This is a genomic window from Mesorhizobium australafricanum, from assembly GCF_033977265.1.
In the GTDB taxonomy this organism is placed as follows: Bacteria; Pseudomonadota; Alphaproteobacteria; order Rhizobiales; family Rhizobiaceae; genus Mesorhizobium; species Mesorhizobium australafricanum.
On record NZ_JAVIIT010000007.1, the window covers coordinates 308,478 to 323,979 of the forward strand.

Here is a 15,502-nt window from a genome sequence, read left to right on the forward strand (position 1 = left end):
CCCAGGATGCTGCAAAAAAAGATCTGCATGTTGGGCGGGTTCGCTGTCGGCAAGACGAGCCTGGTGCGCAGGTTCGTGCAAAGCATCTTCTCGGAGAACTACCTGACCACGGTGGGCGTGAAAATCGACAAGAAGAGCGTCGCGTTTCCGGACAAAACCGTGGACCTGATTTTGTGGGATCTAGCCGGCGAAGACGACATCGGGTCATTCCGCGTCAGCTATGTGCGAGGTGCGACCGGGCTCGTGCTTGTCGTCGACGGAACCCGGCCCGCCACGCTCGCCGTGGCGCTGACGCTGCGCGAGCGGGTCGAGGCCGAATTCGGCGCAATGCCGTTCGTATTGCTGTTCAACAAATCCGATCTGGCCGACCGGTGGGCGATATCGGATGGTGAGATCGACGAACTGAAGCAACGTGGATGGCAAATCTATCTGACGAGCGCGCTTTCGGGCGAACATGTCGACGATGCGTTCCGTCAGCTTGCTTCGATGGTCACCAATTAGACCATGGCCAGATTGCCGAAAGAAGTCAGAAGCTGGATATACGATTTCTTCTCTAACGAGCGCTTTGCCGCATTTCTGAAAATCGACGCCCGGCAATGCATAGAAGAGAAGGGCGGCAACCTCGAACATTACGGGCTCTCGTCGCTTCACACTGGCGAGCTCGTTGCCGATCAGCTTGAATTCATGGAAGGGCTGCTGCCTTGCCCGGAGCTTCCATTCCATATGCCCATGATGGAACTGCCCGGCGGCCACGTCGCCGACCTTCATCTCTTTGGTGGCAGCGACTCGGTGTGGCTGGTCTTTCTCGACGCCGCTCCCGAACGCGACCACCAGCAGCGACTTCAGCAGAAGGCTTATGAAATGACGCTCCTTCAGGAGAGGGAGCGTCAACTCAATGCGACGCTGCAATCGACTAACGAGGCATTGAGGGAGAGCCAGGAGGGTTTGTCGCGCGAATACCGGCGTGCCGAATCCCTGCTCCTCAACATTCTTCCGGCGTCGATCGCGGAGCGACTGAAAGCGGACGAGCAGATTGCGGACAGCCATGCGGAAGTCAGTGTGCTCTTTGCCGACATCGTCGGTTTTACGGAAAGGGCGCGGAGCGTCGGAGCCGCGCCCACGCTCGCTATTTTGAATTACTTCTTCAAGTCGGCGGATCTGCTCTCCGAAGAATATGGCTGCGAAAAGATCAAGACCATCGGCGATTGTGTCATGGCGGTCGCTGGCCTGCCCACCGCCCGACCCGATCATGCGCAAGCCCTTGCGCACTATGCACTTGAGCTGCGTGAGGCGGCCAGGCGCGAGCGCTTCGCAGGCGAACCGCTAAGTCTCAGGATTGGAATTCACTCCGGACCGATCGTGGCGGGCGTGATAGGCAAAAGGCGGTTTGTCTATGACCTGTGGGGCGACACCGTTAATCTCGCCGCGCGCATTCAAAAGGCCGCGGAGCCCGATGAAATCCGTATTTCGGACGGAACCCACGAACTGCTTGGACCCAATTTTTCTTGCGACCCCCTCGAGGAAACGGAATTGCGTGGTACAGGTCGCGTGCGAATGTGGCGGCTCCTGGCCTGATGCCGCTTGGCTGTGCCGACCTGGAGCGCACTGCATTTCAGGCCAGTCGAACATCACGGTTTCGAATGTTCGCAGCGGTGCGCCAAGCGGTCGATTACCGAGCGAGCGCCAAATGTCTGTCCTAATCTAATGCATGTCGCCCAGAAGTGTGCAGCGGTTCTGGGACAACGACATGCACCAAAACAAAGACTTAAAGCGGGTCGCCTGAATCCGGTTCAGCGCGACGCGCTTTAGGTCCAACTCAGGAAGTCAGTTGCTGAGATTTGAAGTCGCTATCGTTCTTGCCTGCATCACAAGCGGACCTACTGCTTCCGGCCCAATCAAGACATTCGCCATGTTGTCGCCAAGCGTCGCGACACGTTCGTTGGCGCCGCAATGGTAACAGGCTCGGTCTTGAAATCATTGAGGATTTTAGCGCTGGGCGCTACCATCTATCCGCGATTTTAGCAGTGATTTCAATAGTTTAGAGGGATTTTGGTAGCGGGAGAGGGACTTGAACCCCCGACCCCAGGATTATGATTCCCGTGCTCTAACCAACTGAGCTACCCCGCCAGGGTGGCAAATGGCTCGAAAAAACCGTCCTGAACGGATCGGTATTTCAAGGCGTTCGCCAAGGTCGCGCGGATATAAGGTTGGGAGGGTGAGGCTGTCAAGCTTGGAAGCGGCCGACATGCCTGCATAATCTGGCCAGAATAATCTCATCCCAGAAAAGCTTTGCCGGGCAGGCACTCGGCGCATGTCGCGGGGTTGAGTTCGGCGGAGCACGTCGCTATGTCTCGGCCATGAAATTCTAGAGTTTGAGCGAATGAAGCCGCGCATCGCCGTCCTTGGTTGCGGATACTGGGGCAGCAACCATATCCGCACCCTCAAGGCGCTTGGCGCGCTCCACGCCGTTTCCGACGCCAACCGCGCCCGCGCGGAAGGTTTCGCCAGCGAGCAGGATTGCCTCGCGATCGAGCCGGACAAGCTGTTCGAGCGAGCCGACATCGACGCCATCGTCATGGCGCTGCCGCCGCAGTTTCATGCCGACACCGCGGTGCGCGCCGTCGAAAGCGGCAAGGACGTGCTGGTGGAAAAGCCGATCGCGCTGACGGTCACGGACGCCGAGCGCGCGGTGAAGGCGGCGAAAGACAATGGCCGCGTCTTCATGGTCGGCCATGTGCTGCGCTTCCATCCGGCTTTCGAGACATTGAAGGCGCTGATCGACAATGGCGAGCTCGGCGACGTGCGCTATATCCATTCGCATCGGCTCGGCCTCGGCAAGTTCCATACCGAAAACGACGCGCTCTGGGATCTTGCGCCGCACGACCTGTCGATGATTCTCGCCATCACCGGCACCGAGCCGATCGAGGTGAGGGGCGAGGGGGCAGCGCTGCTCGACAATCTCAGCGATTTCGCGCATCTGCATATGCGCTTCCCGAACGGCCTGCGCAGCCATCTCTTCGCCTCGCGCCTCAATCCCTATCGCGAGCGACGTCTCACGGTCGTCGGCACCAAGGCGATGGCGGTGTTCGACGACGTCGAGCCATGGGAGCGCAAGCTTGCCGTCTATCGCCACGCTGTCTGGCAGGACAGCGGCCAATGGGCCTTCACCGCCAACGAGCCTTCCTACGTGCCGGTCGGAGAAGGCATGCCGCTGACGCGCGAACTCGCCCATTTCATGCAATGCATCGAGACGCGCGCCGAGCCGCGCACCGACGGCGAGGAAGCGATCCGGGTGCTGCGCATCCTGACCGCCGGCACGGTGATCCATACCGGCTCGTCCGTCTGAGCCCGTCCTGAAGCAGCGGCGATAAACTTAAAGCGCGTCGCGCTGAACCGGATTCAGGCGACGCGCTTTAAGTCTTTGTATTGATGCATGTCGGTTGTCCCAGAACCGCTGCACACTTCTGGGCGACATGCATTAGAACTTACTCGGCCGGGATCTGCGCCGGCCCGGCGGCAAGCCGGGACAGCATGGCCTCGGCCTCGGCGCCGCGCTCAGAGCGCTCGATGAAGCCGCCGCCGAAGACGCGCGCCTCGTTGCCGTCGTCGCAATAGAGCACGCAGGCCTGTCCGGGCGCGATGCCCGATTCTCCGTCGGCCAGCTCGACCGACGTCACGCCGTTGCGGTAATGCAGCACGGCCGGGCGCGGCGGCCTGGTCGAGCGGACTTTGGCGAAGAGCTCGATCCCGCCGGCCGGAACGTCGGACAGAGGTCCGTCGCCCAGCCAGTTCATGTTGCGCAGGTAGATCTTGTGCGTCTCCAGCGCCTCGCGCGGGCCAACGATGACGCGCGCGCGGTCGGCGTCGAGATGAACGACGTAGAGCGGCTCGCCCGAGGCGATGCCGATGCCGCGGCGCTGGCCGATCGTGTAGCGCAGGATGCCTTCATGGCGGCCGAGCACGCGGCCATCGATATGGACGATGTCGCCGGGATTGGCGGCCGCCGGCTTCAGCTTGGCGATGATGTCGGAATATTTGCCCTGCGGCACGAAGCAGATGTCCTGGCTGTCCTGCTTGGCGGCGACGGTCAGCCCCATTTCCTCGGCAATCGCACGCACCTGCGGCTTCGGCAGGCCGCCGAGCGGGAAGCGCAGGTAATCGATCTGCGCCTGGGTGGTGGCGAACAGGAAATAGCTCTGATCGCGGTCGGCGTCGACAGGCCGGTAGAGCGCGCGATGCGCGCCGTTGGCGCGCGAACGGATATAGTGGCCGGTGGCCAAAGCGTCGGCGCCGAGATCCTGGGCGGTCGCCAGCAGGTCGGCGAACTTCACCGTCTGGTTGCAGGAAACGCAAGGGATTGGTGTCTCGCCGGCGACATAGCTCTCGGCGAACGGATCGATCACCGCCTTGCGGAAGCGCTCCTCGTAGTCCAGCACGTAATGCGGGATGCCGAGCGTCTCCGAGACGCGGCGCGCATCGTCGATATCCTGTCCGGCGCAACAGGAGCCTGCGCGGTGGGTGGCCGCACCGTGGTCGTAAAGCTGCAGCGTCACGCCGACGACGTCATAGCCTTCACGCTTCAGGATGCCGGCAACCACCGACGAATCGACACCGCCCGACATCGCGACGACGACGCGGGTTTCTTCGGGGCGGCGGGGAAGATCGAGGCTGTTCATGGTGCTTTCACTGTGCGGCGCTCAATGCCAATGGCCGGAATATAGGTCAAGCGCCACGCTTGCGCCAGCTTGCGGGTCGAGACGGGTTTATGGGCAAAACCAGGGCCTGGAGGCCGTTGTTTCAAATCCTAAACGAAATCCTAACCGGGCGTTCACGATCCTTACCTAGTGATTAGGGTTCGCTTAGGCAATTTTTAAAGCTGTGGCGGTACTGTGGCGGGGATTGGGTCTTTGATTTTTTAGTAGAGAGTACGATGACCGATCTGGTTAGACCTAGAGTCAAGTATGTTATTGGGCCCGACGGCAGCCCTCTTACGATCGCCGATCTGCCACCGACGAACACGCGGCGCTGGGTTATCCGGCGCAAGGCGGAAGTGGTCGCCGCGGTACGCGGCGGCCTGCTCAGCCTTGAGGAAGCCTGCCAGCGCTACAAGCTCACCACCGAAGAATTTCTCTCCTGGCAGGCATCGATCGACGAATACGGCCTTGCCGGGCTGCGCACCACGCGTATCCAGCAATACCGGCATTAGGCTGGACAGCCGTAGAACGAAAAGGGGCGCGGTGTTCCGCGCCCCTTTCGCTTTCTGCAAAAGCTTCAGACGGTCAGCACAACCTTGCCGATCGGCCGGGTGGCGAGGAAAGCATGGGCAGCCCCCGCCTGGTCGAGCGAAAAGGCTTTCACCACATGGACCGCGAGCTTCCCGGTATCGGCGAGCCTGGCGAGCTCGATAAGCCCTTCGCGGTCGGGGACTACAGACATGCGTTCAACGCGGATGTTCCGCTCCTTGGCTTTCGCCCTGGTGGCGTCGTGGACGTCGAGCAGCGACACCAGGACGCCACCATCACGCACCACCTTCAGCGACTCGTCGACATGGTCGCCGCCGATAGCGTCCAGCACAAGATCGACATTGCGGACCTGCTCGACGAAGTTGCCCTTGGTGTAGTCAACGGCGTCGTCGGCGCCGAGCGAGCGAACGAAATCGAGCTTGTCCGGGCTTGCTGTAGCGATGACATGAGCGCCGCGCGCCTTGGCGATCTGAACAGCCAGGTGGCCGACGCCGCCGGCGCCGGCATGGATCAGCACGCGTTGTCCGGCCTGCAGGGCGCCATGCCGGACGAGGCCCTGCCAGGCCGTCAGGCCAGCCAGCGGCAGCGCCGCGGCATGCGCATGGTCGATGGCGACGGGCTTCGCGGCGATCTCGTCCGCCGGCGCCGCGGCAAGCTCGGCATAGGCCGCGGCCTGCTTGGGAAAGCGCGGCATGCCGAATACGTCGTCACCGACTTTGAAGGCGCTCACGCCGTCGCCGAGCGCCGTGACGGTCCCTGAAATATCCCAACCAAGAATGAATGGCGGCTCGCCGAGCAGCGGGTAGAAACCGCCGCGCACGGCGCCGTCGACCGGATTGATGCCCGCCGCCTTGACGCGGACGAGAACTTCACCGGGCCTGGGTGAGGGGTCGGGCTGCTCGGCCACGAAAAGGACGTCGGGTCCGCCGACGGAGTTCTGGATAACGGCACGCATGAACACCTCCTGTTGAATGTGCCGGTATCATTTGGATAGTAATATTCTATTGTCTAGTATGTACCTTTTCTATATATAGGCACCTCATGGATAGTGAAGACAGATCCCCGTTCGGGTACGACGCCTTCCGGCGGACATGCCCGTCGCACACGGTGCTCGAGATGCTGGCCAGCAAATGGGTTTATCTCACCGTTTGCGCATTGCGGCGCGGCCGGCTGCGCAATGGCGAGCTGGCGCGCAAGCTGGAGGGCATCACGCCCAAGATGCTGACGCAGACGCTGCGTGTGCTGGAGCGAGACGGCCTTGTCCGGCGCGAGGTGTTTCCGGTCATCCCGCCGCGCGTGGAGTATGAATTGACGGAGCTTGGCCAGAACCTGGCGGGGCTGCTCAACCAAATCCGGTCGTGGGCGGAAGAGCATACGCCGGAAATCAAGGATGCCCGGGTCCGGGCATCGGCTGTTCATGGCGAGATGGCGGCTGCGTCCTGAAGCCGGCGGCGAGGCCGATTCGACCGGTAGTCGGTTCTGAAAAAGCCGGTATGTCCGCGGCAACGACTTTCAAAAAATGCGCGGCGATCAGCCGATCATGGCGCTGCGGCCGCCTGTTTCGGCCTCGCGGATCTTGGTGTCCCGCGATTCCAGCATCTCCGCCTTGGACAGCTCCGCTTCAGCTTCGCCGAGTAATGATTCGGCAGTGCTTCGCTGCTGGGCGAGGTCGCTTTGTGAATTCCTGAGGTTGTCGCGGCGCAGGCGCGCCGCCTTGGCGAAGGTCGGATAGGCGAAATGGTTGATGTCGGTGATGCCGGCTTTTTTCTCTTCGGCGATGATCTGCGCTTCCAGCTCGACGGCCATGCGCTCGAACTCGGCGATCATCATGTCCAGCTGCAAAAGCTGCCGCCGCTTCTCATTCACCTGAAATTGCTTCAGCCGAACGAGGTTTTCACGTGACTTCATGACTCGATACTCCGCAAACGCACACCTGCATACCCGTCCAACCCGCCCGGAACGAGCCGAGCGCCGCAAGTTTCCCCCGGCTTTCCCTGGGCTATGGGAAACAAAGCCCTAAAGATTTTTGCCGGCGGTAACCATTCGTTTACGGGCATTGTTAATCATACGGGCGAGGACTTAAGGCCGGGTAAAAATTCCGGCTGCGGCGGGAAGCCCGGCCAACGAGTCTCTGGAGTCACTTAGGCTGACTTTTTAATGTGGTGCGTTAGCGATTTTGGTCTGTGATTCGTTATTAGATTCAAGTGGGTGTAGAAAGGGGTTAAAAAATCTGGTATCGTGGATGGCACGAAATTAGGATTTGTTAACCAGTCGGTGGCACCTTCTGTTCAGGCAATCACTGCTCCGGGTCCCGGACGGGTCGTGACAGGGTCCGGCAGCAGAAAAGGGGAATGAAATGCGTGTTCTGCTGATTGAAGACGACAGTGCAACCGCACAAAGCATCGAACTGATGCTGAAATCGGAAAGCTTCAACGTCTATACGACCGATCTCGGCGAAGAAGGCGTCGACCTCGGCAAGCTCTACGATTACGACATCATCCTTCTGGACCTCAATCTCCCCGATATGTCGGGCTATGAAGTCCTGCGCACGCTGCGCCTCTCCAAGGTCAAGACGCCGATCCTGATCCTCTCCGGCATGGCCGGCATCGAGGACAAGGTGCGCGGCCTCGGCTTCGGCGCCGACGATTACATGACCAAGCCCTTCCACAAGGACGAGTTGGTGGCGCGCATCCATGCCATCGTGCGCCGTTCCAAGGGCCATGCCCAGTCGGTCATCACCACCGGCGACCTGGTGGTCAATCTCGACGCCAAGACGGTCGAGGTCGGCGGCCAGCGCGTGCACCTAACCGGCAAGGAATACCAGATGCTGGAGCTGCTCTCGCTGCGCAAGGGCACGACGCTTACCAAGGAAATGTTCCTCAACCACCTCTATGGCGGCATGGACGAGCCGGAGCTGAAGATTATCGACGTCTTCATCTGCAAGCTGCGCAAGAAGCTCGACGCTGCGTCCGGCGGCCAGAACTACATCGAGACGGTGTGGGGCCGCGGCTATGTGTTGCGCGAACCGGAAGATATCCGCGTCAGCGCGTAAAGCGAGCGGATGATTTCAAGGAAAAATCCGGCTCAGGCCGGGTTTTTTGTTTGAAATGCTTCCAGCGAATCAGGCGGCGATTTTCAGGACGCGGAAGCTTTCGAGCAATTGAGCCCGGTTGAAGGGTTTCAACAGATAGCCTTGTGCGCCGGCACGCTTGGCGCGCATGATCGCCGCGACGTCGACCTCGACCAGCGACACCAGGATCTGCGGCTTGATGGGACTTTCCATGGCGCGGAGGCGGCGAATGAGGTCCGCTGCCTGGATGTCGGCAAGACCGCCGTCGATGACGATGACATCCGGCATGTCGCTGGCACAGATTTCGGCAGCCTCGACCCCGCTCGCCGCCTCGACGACAATCAAGTCCGAGCCGCCAAGAATGCGTTTTGCAACCTTCCTGATGACGCTCGAATCATCGACGAACAGGCAGCGCTTCATGTCCGGGTCCTCTTTGCCATCTACCGAACTGGCACCCTCCGGGTAACCGGTGAGCACCATAGGCCAATCTGGTAAAGAAGCCGAAAAGACGTTAGGTAAAGTTTTTCCAAAGAGGCGTATCGCGCCGTTTTGAGCTGCGGCGTCTTTAGCGCAATGGGCGTGGACATTGCTGCGCCTGCATTGTGGATGCAAATATTGGCGACAAGCGATACTTTGTCGTTTCTTGATATTACGCGGCCGTGAGCACGATCTCTTCGGCGGTCGCGTGGATCGAGATCGTCATATTGGCCTCACGCGCCAGAAGCAGCGTGTAGTAGGGCTGGACCGAATGGGCGTCGATCGGCTCCTCCGGCTTGTGGCCGGAATGCAGTTCGAGAAATTTCGGCGGCACGCGCAGCATCGGGCCGCTGGCCGACAGCGAAAAACGCGGCTCGGTTTCGAGATTTTCCAGCGTGATCACGAGCTTGCCGCCGCGCGGGATGGCCGCATGGGCGACGAGAATGAGGTTGAGCAGCAGCTTGACCTTGTTCTTGGGCAGCAGCGCGCGGGAGCCGTTCCATATCAGTTCCGGCTTTTCGTTCTTCAAGAAGGCGATGGCCACGGCTTCGGCATCGCCGGTGTCGATCATCATGCCGGCGGAACCCGCGGCGCCGAAAGCGATGCGGGCAAACTGCAGTCGCGCCGAGGCGTTTTTGGCGCTCTGGCGAATGAGCTTCATGGCGTCTTCGTCGGCGCCGCCTTCGTCGAGCAGTTCCAGTCCGTTGTTGATTGCGCCGACCGGCGAGATGATGTCGTGGCAGACACGGCTGCAAAGCAGCGCGGCGAGATCGGGCGCGGAAAGGGTAAAGAGCTCGGCCATCGGTGAAATCCCTGCTTAGGTCAGTTGTTCATGGCCGAGCGACCGTTTTCGCGCCTGCCCACACGAATCACGCTCTTTCCAAGGCTTTCTGAATACACAGCGCCCGAGCGCGCATCAACAAATCCACAATTGTCGACGGCAAAAATGGTGTGTTCACAGCGGGAAAACCCATCGCCGAGCGACAGCACAGCCTTCGAACCGCCATCTTCCTGTGAGAGCTTAATGGTTGAAAAAGGATTACGGCATAATTTGCCCGTGATAGCCACCCTGAACGGCCGCCAAGAGCCGCAGGGGTGCGAGGCGTCGGCGAAAGTGCTCCCTGACGGAGATTGGAAGCATGTTTTCCCGATACTACGACCGGACGTTCGTCCGTGTCCTCACCATGACCATCACACTCCTGGGGGCTTTTGTCCTTTCGACCTCGGCGTCACGGGCCCAGCAGTACACCGCTCAGGAGATCGTCGATTCCGGTCATAAATTCTTCGGCGAGACGTCCGGGGGACTGGCCACCGTGGTCGAGAAGATCTTTGCCTCCTACGGCCTGCCCAACGGCTACCTGCTGGGCGAGGAAGGTTCCGGTGCCTTGATCGGTGGCCTGACCTATGGCGAAGGCACGCTCTACACCAAGAACGCCGGCGACCATAAGGTGTTCTGGCAAGGTCCATCGCTCGGCTGGGATTTCGGCGGCGAGGGATCGCGGGTGATGATGCTGGTCTACAACCTCGACGACATCAGCAGCCTCTATAACCGCTTCGGCGGCGTTGCCGGCTCCGCCTATGTGATTGCGGGTGTCGGTTTCAACGTGTTGCAGAGCAACCGTGTGCTGATCGTGCCGATCCGTACCGGCGTCGGTGCCCGTCTCGGCGTCAATCTCGGCTATCTGAAGCTCACCGAAAGGCCGACCTGGAACCCGTTCTGAGCGGGTTCTGCTCGTTACAATCGCTCGGACAGCGAGCTCTTGCCGCGGCGTTGAATTTCCGCCATGCCAAGGTGGCACGATCCAGCGATTGCCGTTTCGTAAAGTGGATAGAACGCCTTGGTCCAGTCGGTCCTGTTCTTCGTACTCGGTTTCCTTTGCGCCGCTTTTCTGGTGTCGCTGATCGCGCCGGCTGTCTGGCGGCGGGCCGTTGTCCTGACGCGCAGGCGCCTCGAGGCCTCGCTGCCACTGACGCCCGCCGAAATCCAGGCGGACAAGGACCGGGTCCGGGCGGAATATGCCATGACGACGCGCCGGCTGGAGATAACCGTCAAGAACCTGCAGGAGAAGGCGGCCGAACAGCTGGTCGAGATCGGTCGCGGGCGCGAGGCCTTGAAGGGGCTCGCGGTCGAAACGAAGGACAAGAACCAGGCGCTCTCCGATCTGCAGGCCAAAAATGCGGAGCTCAGGCAGCGCGAGGAGGACTTGCACCGTCTGTCGGAAAAGCACGCACAGACGGAGCGGGCATTGGAGAAACGCGCGGTGGAGCTGCAAAAGCTCGAGCAGATGTATGACGACGCCAGCTTCTCGTCCTCGAACCGTCAGATCGAGCTGGTTGCGCGCGAATCGGAACTGGAAAAACTCGCCAGCGACATCGCGATGCTGCGCAGCCAGCGCAAGGAGGCGGACAGGCGAAACCAGGAAGTCGCCTCGGAAAGCAAGGCCGCGCGCGAAGCGTTGAAGGTCGAGAAGAAGAAAACGGCCGAGCTCGACAAGAAGGTCGAGCGGCTGCTCGCTACGCTGGCCGACCGCGAGGAAAAGCTCGACCGGCGCGAGAAGGACCTCGCTCGAATGCGCGAACGTTCGAAAGAGACCGCGCCCGCAAACGGCGTCGCACGGCTGGCCGCCGGCGGCGATGTGAAAAGCGACGATGTCGACAAGGCAATCGCCAAGCTCGAGGGCGACCGGGAACGGCTGGAGGCAAGGCTGACGGCGCTGGAGCGCGAGAACAAACGACTGAAAACCGATCTTGCCGCCTCGGGGACCGCAATGCCCGAATCGGCAGGCGACACGCGCCCCGGTGCCGGCCTTCGCGAACAAATGAACGAACTGGCGGCCGAGGTCGTCAACCTGACGATGAAACTCGACGGGCCGGATTCCCCTATCGCCAAGGCCCTGGCGGGCGACGGGCAGCTAAATGGGCGCGGCATCAGCCTTGCCGACCGGGTGAGGGCTTTGCAGAAAGCCGGCTCGACCAACTGAACAAGCCTGCCCGGTTATCCAGGCTGTCGGTCGCTAGAGCATGATGCCGAAAAGTGTGAAGCGGTTTTCAGGCGACATCATGCTCTATCTCTCTGATCGAGAGGCGGATTCAGATTTCAGGTCTATTGGACCTGAAATCATCCGGCTCTAGACTAGCCTTCGAAAAATGATGCAGGGCGATAGCCGAGGCTGCCGCGACGTTCAGGCTGTCGAAGCCTTCCGCCATGCCGATTCTCACAGTGTGGAGCTGGGCAAGCATATCCGGCGGCAGGCCTTCGCCTTCGGTGCCGAGATAGAGTGCGAGCCTGGCCGAACGCTCCGCGGCGCGGATGTCGACGTTTCCGCGCGGCGAGAGAGCGAACTGGCTGAAGCCAAGCCGATCGAGCGTCGCGATGAAGGTTCCGCTATCGCCGAAGGACGCGAAGGGAACCTTCAGCGCTGCGCCGACCGAAACGCGGATTGCCTTGCGGTAGAGCGGATCGCAGCAGGTCTGATCGAGCAGCACGGCGTCCGCGCCGAAGGCCGCGGCATTGCGGAAGATCGCCCCCACATTGTCGTGATTGGATATGCCGACCAGGACGACGACCGACGCGTGCTGAGGCAAGGCTTCCACCAGAACCTCGGCGGGCGCCGGATCGCCACGGATGCCGATCGCCAGGATGCCGCGATGCATGTGGAAACCGGCGATTCGGTCCATGACCTCACCGGCGGCAACATAGACTGGAAAATCCGGAGGCGCCTTGCGCAAGACCGCCTGCAGGCCGGCCAGCCTGTTTTCGAGAATGAGGGCCGACTCGGCGGAGAAGCGCCCGGTCGACAGCAAGAGGTCCAGCACCACCTTGCCTTCGGCGACGAAGCGCCCGTGTCGACCGACGAGGTCGCGCTCGCGGATGTCGAGATAGGCGGCGACGCGCGGGTCCTGGGGATCGTCGATAGGGATGAGATTCATGCACGCCTCGCCGGACAGAGCATTTCACCGTTTCACCGAAACGGTGAACCGCTCTATCTCGTTGTTTTGACGCAATTCCGGACGGGCGGCTAGCGCGAGGTCGCCGAGCCTAAAAGCGCGTCGCGCTGAACCGGACTCAGGCGACGCGCTTTAAAGTCTTTGTTTTGATGCATGTCGTTGTCCCAGAGCGCTGCACACTTCTGGGCGACAAGCATCAGCCGTCTCACACCTTTCCTGGAACTGCTCCGGGGTTCATCAGCGAGGTAATGAGCGACAGGAGCCGCGGGTCAAGCCCCGGCGCGGCGCAACCGATAGGCCATCTGCGAAAGGTCGCCGTCGCCGAAAATGCCTTCCAGCATACGCAGCAATTCGCGAACCGCTTCGGATCTGCAGGAATAGTAGATCATCTGGCGGTCGCGCCGGGTCTCGACGAGATCGAGCGCCCTCAACTTGGCGAGATGCTGCGACAGCGCGGACTGGCTGAGTTGCACCTTCTCGGCGATGGCGCCTACCGACATTTCGCCGTCGATCAGATGGGCCACGATCATCAAGCGCTTTTCGTTGCCCATGAGAGTGAGAAACGCGGCCGCCGATTCCGCACTGGCGATTAGCTTATTTGAGATCATAGATCCCCCAAGGGTCCTGGCTCATCCTGGCGCCAGGGGGCAATGGCGCCCGATTCCACAATGTTCAGATGTCTATAGGCGCTGCTGAATCAGCGTCACAACGAAGGTAGATCATTTCGTTTAAATCTCAAGAGTTGCTTTCGACGGCGCACGATCAACTATCGTCCTTGCTCTGCCGCGCGTCCCGTCTTGACCATCTCCACCAGCACGGAACGCAATCCGCGCACGGTTTGCAGGGATTGTGGAAAGAAAATCCTGCAGGTCGCATCCGGAGCGGCGAGATCCATGCCGTCGGCGTCGAAGCCGGTGGCGATCCAGCCGTCGCCCTCGGCGCGGCCGAAATGACGGGCATAAATGCATAGCGCGTCGCGATGGTCGGCATTCATGTGGTCGAGCGCGGACTGTTCGCTGCCGGCGAGCTCCTCGACAATGGCGCCGCCGGTGATGAAATCATCGCGGTCGAGAAGATAGGCCTTGCCGAAGCCGCCATTCAGGCTGGCTCGCTCGGGCTCGAGCCGGAAGAACGAGAAGTCGCCGAGCCCGGCATAGAGCTTTGCCTTCGGATTGCGGTTGAGGTAGCGCCTTTCGGCGCGGATATGATCGGCCGATCCCCGCTCCAGCTGCAGCGCTCGGCATGCCAGGCTGATGCGCGGATGCGCCAGCGGATCGCCCCTGCCGGGTTCGCCAAGCAGCAGCGAGCTGCGCGGATCGGCGACAAGCGCACCGGTGTGCGCGGACAGCATCGAGATCAGGATCAGCGGCGCGCCGTCGATGTCGGTGGCGACGCCGACCCTGCTTGCCAGCGGCGCGCCGGTGCCGGGCTCGATCACCGCGAGCGCGCCGAAACGGGCTCCGCGGATCAGGGCTTTCGCCAGTCTGATCGCCTCGGCGTCGGTTTCGCGAATGACATCTTTTTTCGGTTCGGTCACTGGCTCACCCGGGATAAGTTGATTTCTATTCTCCGGTTATCAACCGAGCGCACCCGCCTTTGCAAGGGCCTCGATTTCCTCTTGGCCCAGGCCGAAACGGGTCAATATGCCTGCGGGCTGGCGATCGGCGGCGGCCGGCATCGCGGCAAGCGGTTGGGGGCCTTGCGAGAAACGCGGCGTCGGCGCCGGGCGCTCGAGCCCGCCGGACCTCACGAAGCTTTGCCTGGCGCGATTGTGCGGATGGTTCCTGGCTTCTACCAGGGACAGCACTGGAGCCACGCAGGCATCGGTCGCGGCGAAAAGCTCGGCCCATTCGTCGCGCGGTTTCTCCTTGACCCGCCCCGCAATGGCGGCGCGCATCGCGGGCCATAGCGACTTGTCGTACTGGCCGCCGACAAAATGCCCGGCGAGCGGCAGCAGCCTGGCGAATTCGGCGAAGAAGCGCGGTTCGAGGCAGCCGATGGCAATGTGCCTTGCGTCCGCCGTCTCATAGGTGTCGTAGAACGGTGCGCCGGAATCGAGCAGGTTCTCGCCGCGCCTGTCGCTCCAGAGACCCGCCGCCATGTAGGCGTGGATCGGCGCGGCGAGCATCGAGGCCCCCTCGATCATCGAGGCATCGACCACCTGGCCTTTTCCGGTGCGCGAACGCTGGAAGAGAGCGGCGAGCACGCCGCCGATCAGCATCATGGCGCCGCCGCCTTGATCCGCGACGAGATTGAGAGGCGGCACTGGCGGCGCGTCCTTCCTGCCGATCGCGTGCAGCAGGCCGGCATAGGCGAGATAGGTGATGTCGTGCCCGGCTCGCCCGGATAGCGGCCCATCCTGGCCAAATCCCGTCAGGCGGCCATAGATCAGCGCTGGATTGCGTTGGAAAAGGACATCAGGCCCGAGGCCGAGCCGCTCCATCACGCCTGGGCGGAAGCCTTCGACAAGCAAGTCGGCCCGTGCCGCAAGCCGCAGCAACAGCTCCGCGCCCGCCGGACGCTTCAAGTCGAGCTTGAGGATCGAACGGCCTTGGCGGTCGAGGTCGTATTCTTCCGGCAGGTTCAGAAGCGGTTGGCCGGTGTCGGCACGTTCGATGCGCAACACCTCGGCGCCCATCTCGGACAGCATCAGGGCGGCAAGCGGCACCGGGCCGAGCCCGGCCATCTCGATCATTTTCAAGCCGGCGAGCGGGCCGGTCTTTTCGGCCGAAACGCTCGCGCTTGTCGGCGATCCAGTCATCCG

18 protein-coding genes and 1 tRNA gene are annotated in these 15,502 nt (G+C 61.6%); 8 read left to right on the forward strand and 11 right to left on the reverse strand.

Going from position 1 to position 15,502, the window contains the following annotated elements; all coding sequences use genetic code 11:
- Nucleotides 1-6 precede the first annotated feature (6 nt).
- Nucleotides 7-501: a Rab family GTPase gene (locus RFM98_RS16400; protein ID WP_320309841.1), complete on the forward strand. Its 495-nt coding sequence runs from the start codon at nucleotides 7-9 to the stop codon at nucleotides 499-501.
- A gap of 3 nt (nucleotides 502-504) precedes the next feature.
- Nucleotides 505-1,575 (forward strand): adenylate/guanylate cyclase domain-containing protein, encoded by a 1,071-nt coding sequence (locus RFM98_RS16405; RefSeq protein WP_320309842.1) that lies wholly within the window; start codon nucleotides 505-507, stop codon nucleotides 1,573-1,575.
- A gap of 475 nt (nucleotides 1,576-2,050) precedes the next feature.
- Here the strand turns inward: RFM98_RS16405 and RFM98_RS16410 are convergent.
- A tRNA-Met gene (locus RFM98_RS16410) sits at nucleotides 2,051-2,127 on the reverse strand.
- A 253-nt stretch (nucleotides 2,128-2,380) separates the two neighbouring features.
- On the opposite strand from RFM98_RS16410, the gene RFM98_RS16415 reads away from it, so the two are divergent.
- Complete coding sequence (locus RFM98_RS16415) at nucleotides 2,381-3,346, forward strand: Gfo/Idh/MocA family protein (RefSeq protein ID WP_320212367.1); 966 nt, start codon at nucleotides 2,381-2,383, stop codon at nucleotides 3,344-3,346.
- A 139-nt stretch (nucleotides 3,347-3,485) separates the two neighbouring features.
- On the opposite strand, the gene mnmA is transcribed toward RFM98_RS16415, so the two are convergent.
- Nucleotides 3,486-4,676 (reverse strand): tRNA 2-thiouridine(34) synthase MnmA, encoded by a 1,191-nt coding sequence (mnmA, locus tag RFM98_RS16420; RefSeq protein ID WP_320309843.1) that lies wholly within the window; start codon nucleotides 4,674-4,676, stop codon nucleotides 3,486-3,488.
- A 254-nt stretch (nucleotides 4,677-4,930) separates the two neighbouring features.
- Between mnmA and sciP the strand changes: the two genes are divergently transcribed.
- Nucleotides 4,931-5,206: a CtrA inhibitor SciP gene (gene sciP / locus RFM98_RS16425; protein ID WP_006203587.1), complete on the forward strand. Its 276-nt coding sequence runs from the start codon at nucleotides 4,931-4,933 to the stop codon at nucleotides 5,204-5,206.
- A 65-nt stretch (nucleotides 5,207-5,271) separates the two neighbouring features.
- Here the strand turns inward: sciP and RFM98_RS16430 are convergent, their stop codons facing one another.
- A complete protein-coding gene (locus RFM98_RS16430; protein WP_320309844.1) occupies nucleotides 5,272-6,198 on the reverse strand; it encodes an NADP-dependent oxidoreductase in 927 nt (308 codons plus the stop codon).
- A gap of 86 nt (nucleotides 6,199-6,284) precedes the next feature.
- On the opposite strand from RFM98_RS16430, the gene RFM98_RS16435 reads away from it, so the two are divergent.
- The gene (locus RFM98_RS16435; RefSeq protein ID WP_320309845.1) at nucleotides 6,285-6,686 is read left to right on the forward strand and encodes a winged helix-turn-helix transcriptional regulator; all 402 of its coding nucleotides are present in this window, start codon (nucleotides 6,285-6,287) and stop codon (nucleotides 6,684-6,686) included.
- Between the two features lie 87 nt (nucleotides 6,687-6,773).
- Here the strand turns inward: RFM98_RS16435 and RFM98_RS16440 are convergent, their stop codons facing one another.
- The gene (locus RFM98_RS16440; RefSeq protein WP_040989842.1) at nucleotides 6,774-7,151 is read right to left on the reverse strand and encodes a flagellar export protein FliJ; all 378 of its coding nucleotides are present in this window, start codon (nucleotides 7,149-7,151) and stop codon (nucleotides 6,774-6,776) included.
- Between the two features lie 448 nt (nucleotides 7,152-7,599).
- Here RFM98_RS16440 and ctrA point away from each other — a divergent pair, with 448 nt between their 5' ends.
- Nucleotides 7,600-8,295 carry a response regulator transcription factor CtrA gene (ctrA, locus tag RFM98_RS16445; protein WP_006203583.1) on the forward strand — a complete coding sequence of 232 codons (696 nt, stop codon included), beginning with the start codon at nucleotides 7,600-7,602 and terminating at the stop codon, nucleotides 8,293-8,295.
- Nucleotides 8,296-8,364: 69 nt separating this feature from the next.
- Here the strand turns inward: ctrA and RFM98_RS16450 are convergent, their stop codons facing one another.
- The 3 genes from RFM98_RS16450 to RFM98_RS16460 form a co-directional block, all read right to left on the reverse strand.
- On the reverse strand, nucleotides 8,365-8,733 hold the full coding sequence (locus RFM98_RS16450; protein ID WP_320309846.1) for a response regulator: 369 nt from the start codon (nucleotides 8,731-8,733) through the stop codon (nucleotides 8,365-8,367).
- Nucleotides 8,734-8,962: 229 nt separating this feature from the next.
- Nucleotides 8,963-9,592, reverse strand: a complete 630-nt coding sequence (chpT, locus tag RFM98_RS16455) for a histidine phosphotransferase ChpT (RefSeq protein ID WP_320212329.1) — start codon at nucleotides 9,590-9,592, stop codon at nucleotides 8,963-8,965.
- Between the two features lie 20 nt (nucleotides 9,593-9,612).
- Nucleotides 9,613-9,858, reverse strand: coding sequence for a hypothetical protein (locus RFM98_RS16460; RefSeq protein ID WP_320309847.1), 246 nt, complete (start codon nucleotides 9,856-9,858; stop codon nucleotides 9,613-9,615).
- A 116-nt stretch (nucleotides 9,859-9,974) separates the two neighbouring features.
- Here RFM98_RS16460 and RFM98_RS16465 point away from each other — a divergent pair, with 116 nt between their 5' ends.
- Nucleotides 9,975-10,511 (forward strand): DUF1134 domain-containing protein, encoded by a 537-nt coding sequence (locus RFM98_RS16465; protein WP_320309886.1) that lies wholly within the window; start codon nucleotides 9,975-9,977, stop codon nucleotides 10,509-10,511.
- A gap of 117 nt (nucleotides 10,512-10,628) precedes the next feature.
- Nucleotides 10,629-11,771: a coiled-coil domain-containing protein gene (locus tag RFM98_RS16470; RefSeq protein WP_320309848.1), complete on the forward strand. Its 1,143-nt coding sequence runs from the start codon at nucleotides 10,629-10,631 to the stop codon at nucleotides 11,769-11,771.
- A 109-nt stretch (nucleotides 11,772-11,880) separates the two neighbouring features.
- Here RFM98_RS16470 and RFM98_RS16475 read toward each other — a convergent pair whose 3' ends face one another.
- The 4 genes from RFM98_RS16475 to RFM98_RS16490 all read right to left on the reverse strand — a co-directional run bounded on the left by RFM98_RS16475 (nucleotide 11,881) and on the right by RFM98_RS16490 (nucleotide 15,499).
- Complete coding sequence (locus RFM98_RS16475) at nucleotides 11,881-12,720, reverse strand: TrmH family RNA methyltransferase (protein ID WP_320309849.1); 840 nt, start codon at nucleotides 12,718-12,720, stop codon at nucleotides 11,881-11,883.
- A 287-nt stretch (nucleotides 12,721-13,007) separates the two neighbouring features.
- Nucleotides 13,008-13,346, reverse strand: coding sequence for an ArsR/SmtB family transcription factor (locus RFM98_RS16480; protein WP_320212323.1), 339 nt, complete (start codon nucleotides 13,344-13,346; stop codon nucleotides 13,008-13,010).
- A gap of 158 nt (nucleotides 13,347-13,504) precedes the next feature.
- A complete protein-coding gene (locus tag RFM98_RS16485; RefSeq protein WP_320309850.1) occupies nucleotides 13,505-14,275 on the reverse strand; it encodes a HugZ family pyridoxamine 5'-phosphate oxidase in 771 nt (256 codons plus the stop codon).
- 39 nt (nucleotides 14,276-14,314) lie between these two features.
- Nucleotides 14,315-15,499 carry a CaiB/BaiF CoA transferase family protein gene (locus RFM98_RS16490; RefSeq protein ID WP_320309851.1) on the reverse strand — a complete coding sequence of 395 codons (1,185 nt, stop codon included), beginning with the start codon at nucleotides 15,497-15,499 and terminating at the stop codon, nucleotides 14,315-14,317.
- Nucleotides 15,500-15,502: the final 3 nt, after the last annotated feature.

Excerpts from the sequence above, each read along its gene's own strand:
- RFM98_RS16465 (WP_320309886.1), top strand. The coding sequence starts at position 9,975 with ATGACCATCACACTCCTGGGGGCTTTTGTCCTTTCGACCTCGGCGTCA.
- RFM98_RS16490 (WP_320309851.1), bottom strand. The coding sequence starts at position 15,499 with ATGACTGGATCGCCGACAAGCGCGAGCGTTTCGGCCGAAAAGACCGGC.
- RFM98_RS16400 (WP_320309841.1), top strand. The coding sequence starts at position 7 with ATGCTGCAAAAAAAGATCTGCATGTTGGGCGGGTTCGCTGTCGGCAAG.
- RFM98_RS16480 (WP_320212323.1), bottom strand. The coding sequence starts at position 13,346 with ATGATCTCAAATAAGCTAATCGCCAGTGCGGAATCGGCGGCCGCGTTT.
- mnmA (WP_320309843.1), bottom strand. The coding sequence starts at position 4,676 with ATGAACAGCCTCGATCTTCCCCGCCGCCCCGAAGAAACCCGCGTCGTC.
- RFM98_RS16415 (WP_320212367.1), top strand. The coding sequence starts at position 2,381 with ATGAAGCCGCGCATCGCCGTCCTTGGTTGCGGATACTGGGGCAGCAAC.
- RFM98_RS16475 (WP_320309849.1), bottom strand. The coding sequence starts at position 12,720 with ATGAATCTCATCCCTATCGACGATCCCCAGGACCCGCGCGTCGCCGCC.
- RFM98_RS16430 (WP_320309844.1), bottom strand. The coding sequence starts at position 6,198 with ATGCGTGCCGTTATCCAGAACTCCGTCGGCGGACCCGACGTCCTTTTC.
- RFM98_RS16450 (WP_320309846.1), bottom strand. The coding sequence starts at position 8,733 with ATGAAGCGCTGCCTGTTCGTCGATGATTCGAGCGTCATCAGGAAGGTT.
- ctrA (WP_006203583.1), top strand. The coding sequence starts at position 7,600 with ATGCGTGTTCTGCTGATTGAAGACGACAGTGCAACCGCACAAAGCATC.
- RFM98_RS16405 (WP_320309842.1), top strand. The coding sequence starts at position 505 with ATGGCCAGATTGCCGAAAGAAGTCAGAAGCTGGATATACGATTTCTTC.
- RFM98_RS16440 (WP_040989842.1), bottom strand. The coding sequence starts at position 7,151 with ATGAAGTCACGTGAAAACCTCGTTCGGCTGAAGCAATTTCAGGTGAAT.
- chpT (WP_320212329.1), bottom strand. The coding sequence starts at position 9,592 with ATGGCCGAGCTCTTTACCCTTTCCGCGCCCGATCTCGCCGCGCTGCTT.
- RFM98_RS16435 (WP_320309845.1), top strand. The coding sequence starts at position 6,285 with ATGGATAGTGAAGACAGATCCCCGTTCGGGTACGACGCCTTCCGGCGG.
- sciP (WP_006203587.1), top strand. The coding sequence starts at position 4,931 with ATGACCGATCTGGTTAGACCTAGAGTCAAGTATGTTATTGGGCCCGAC.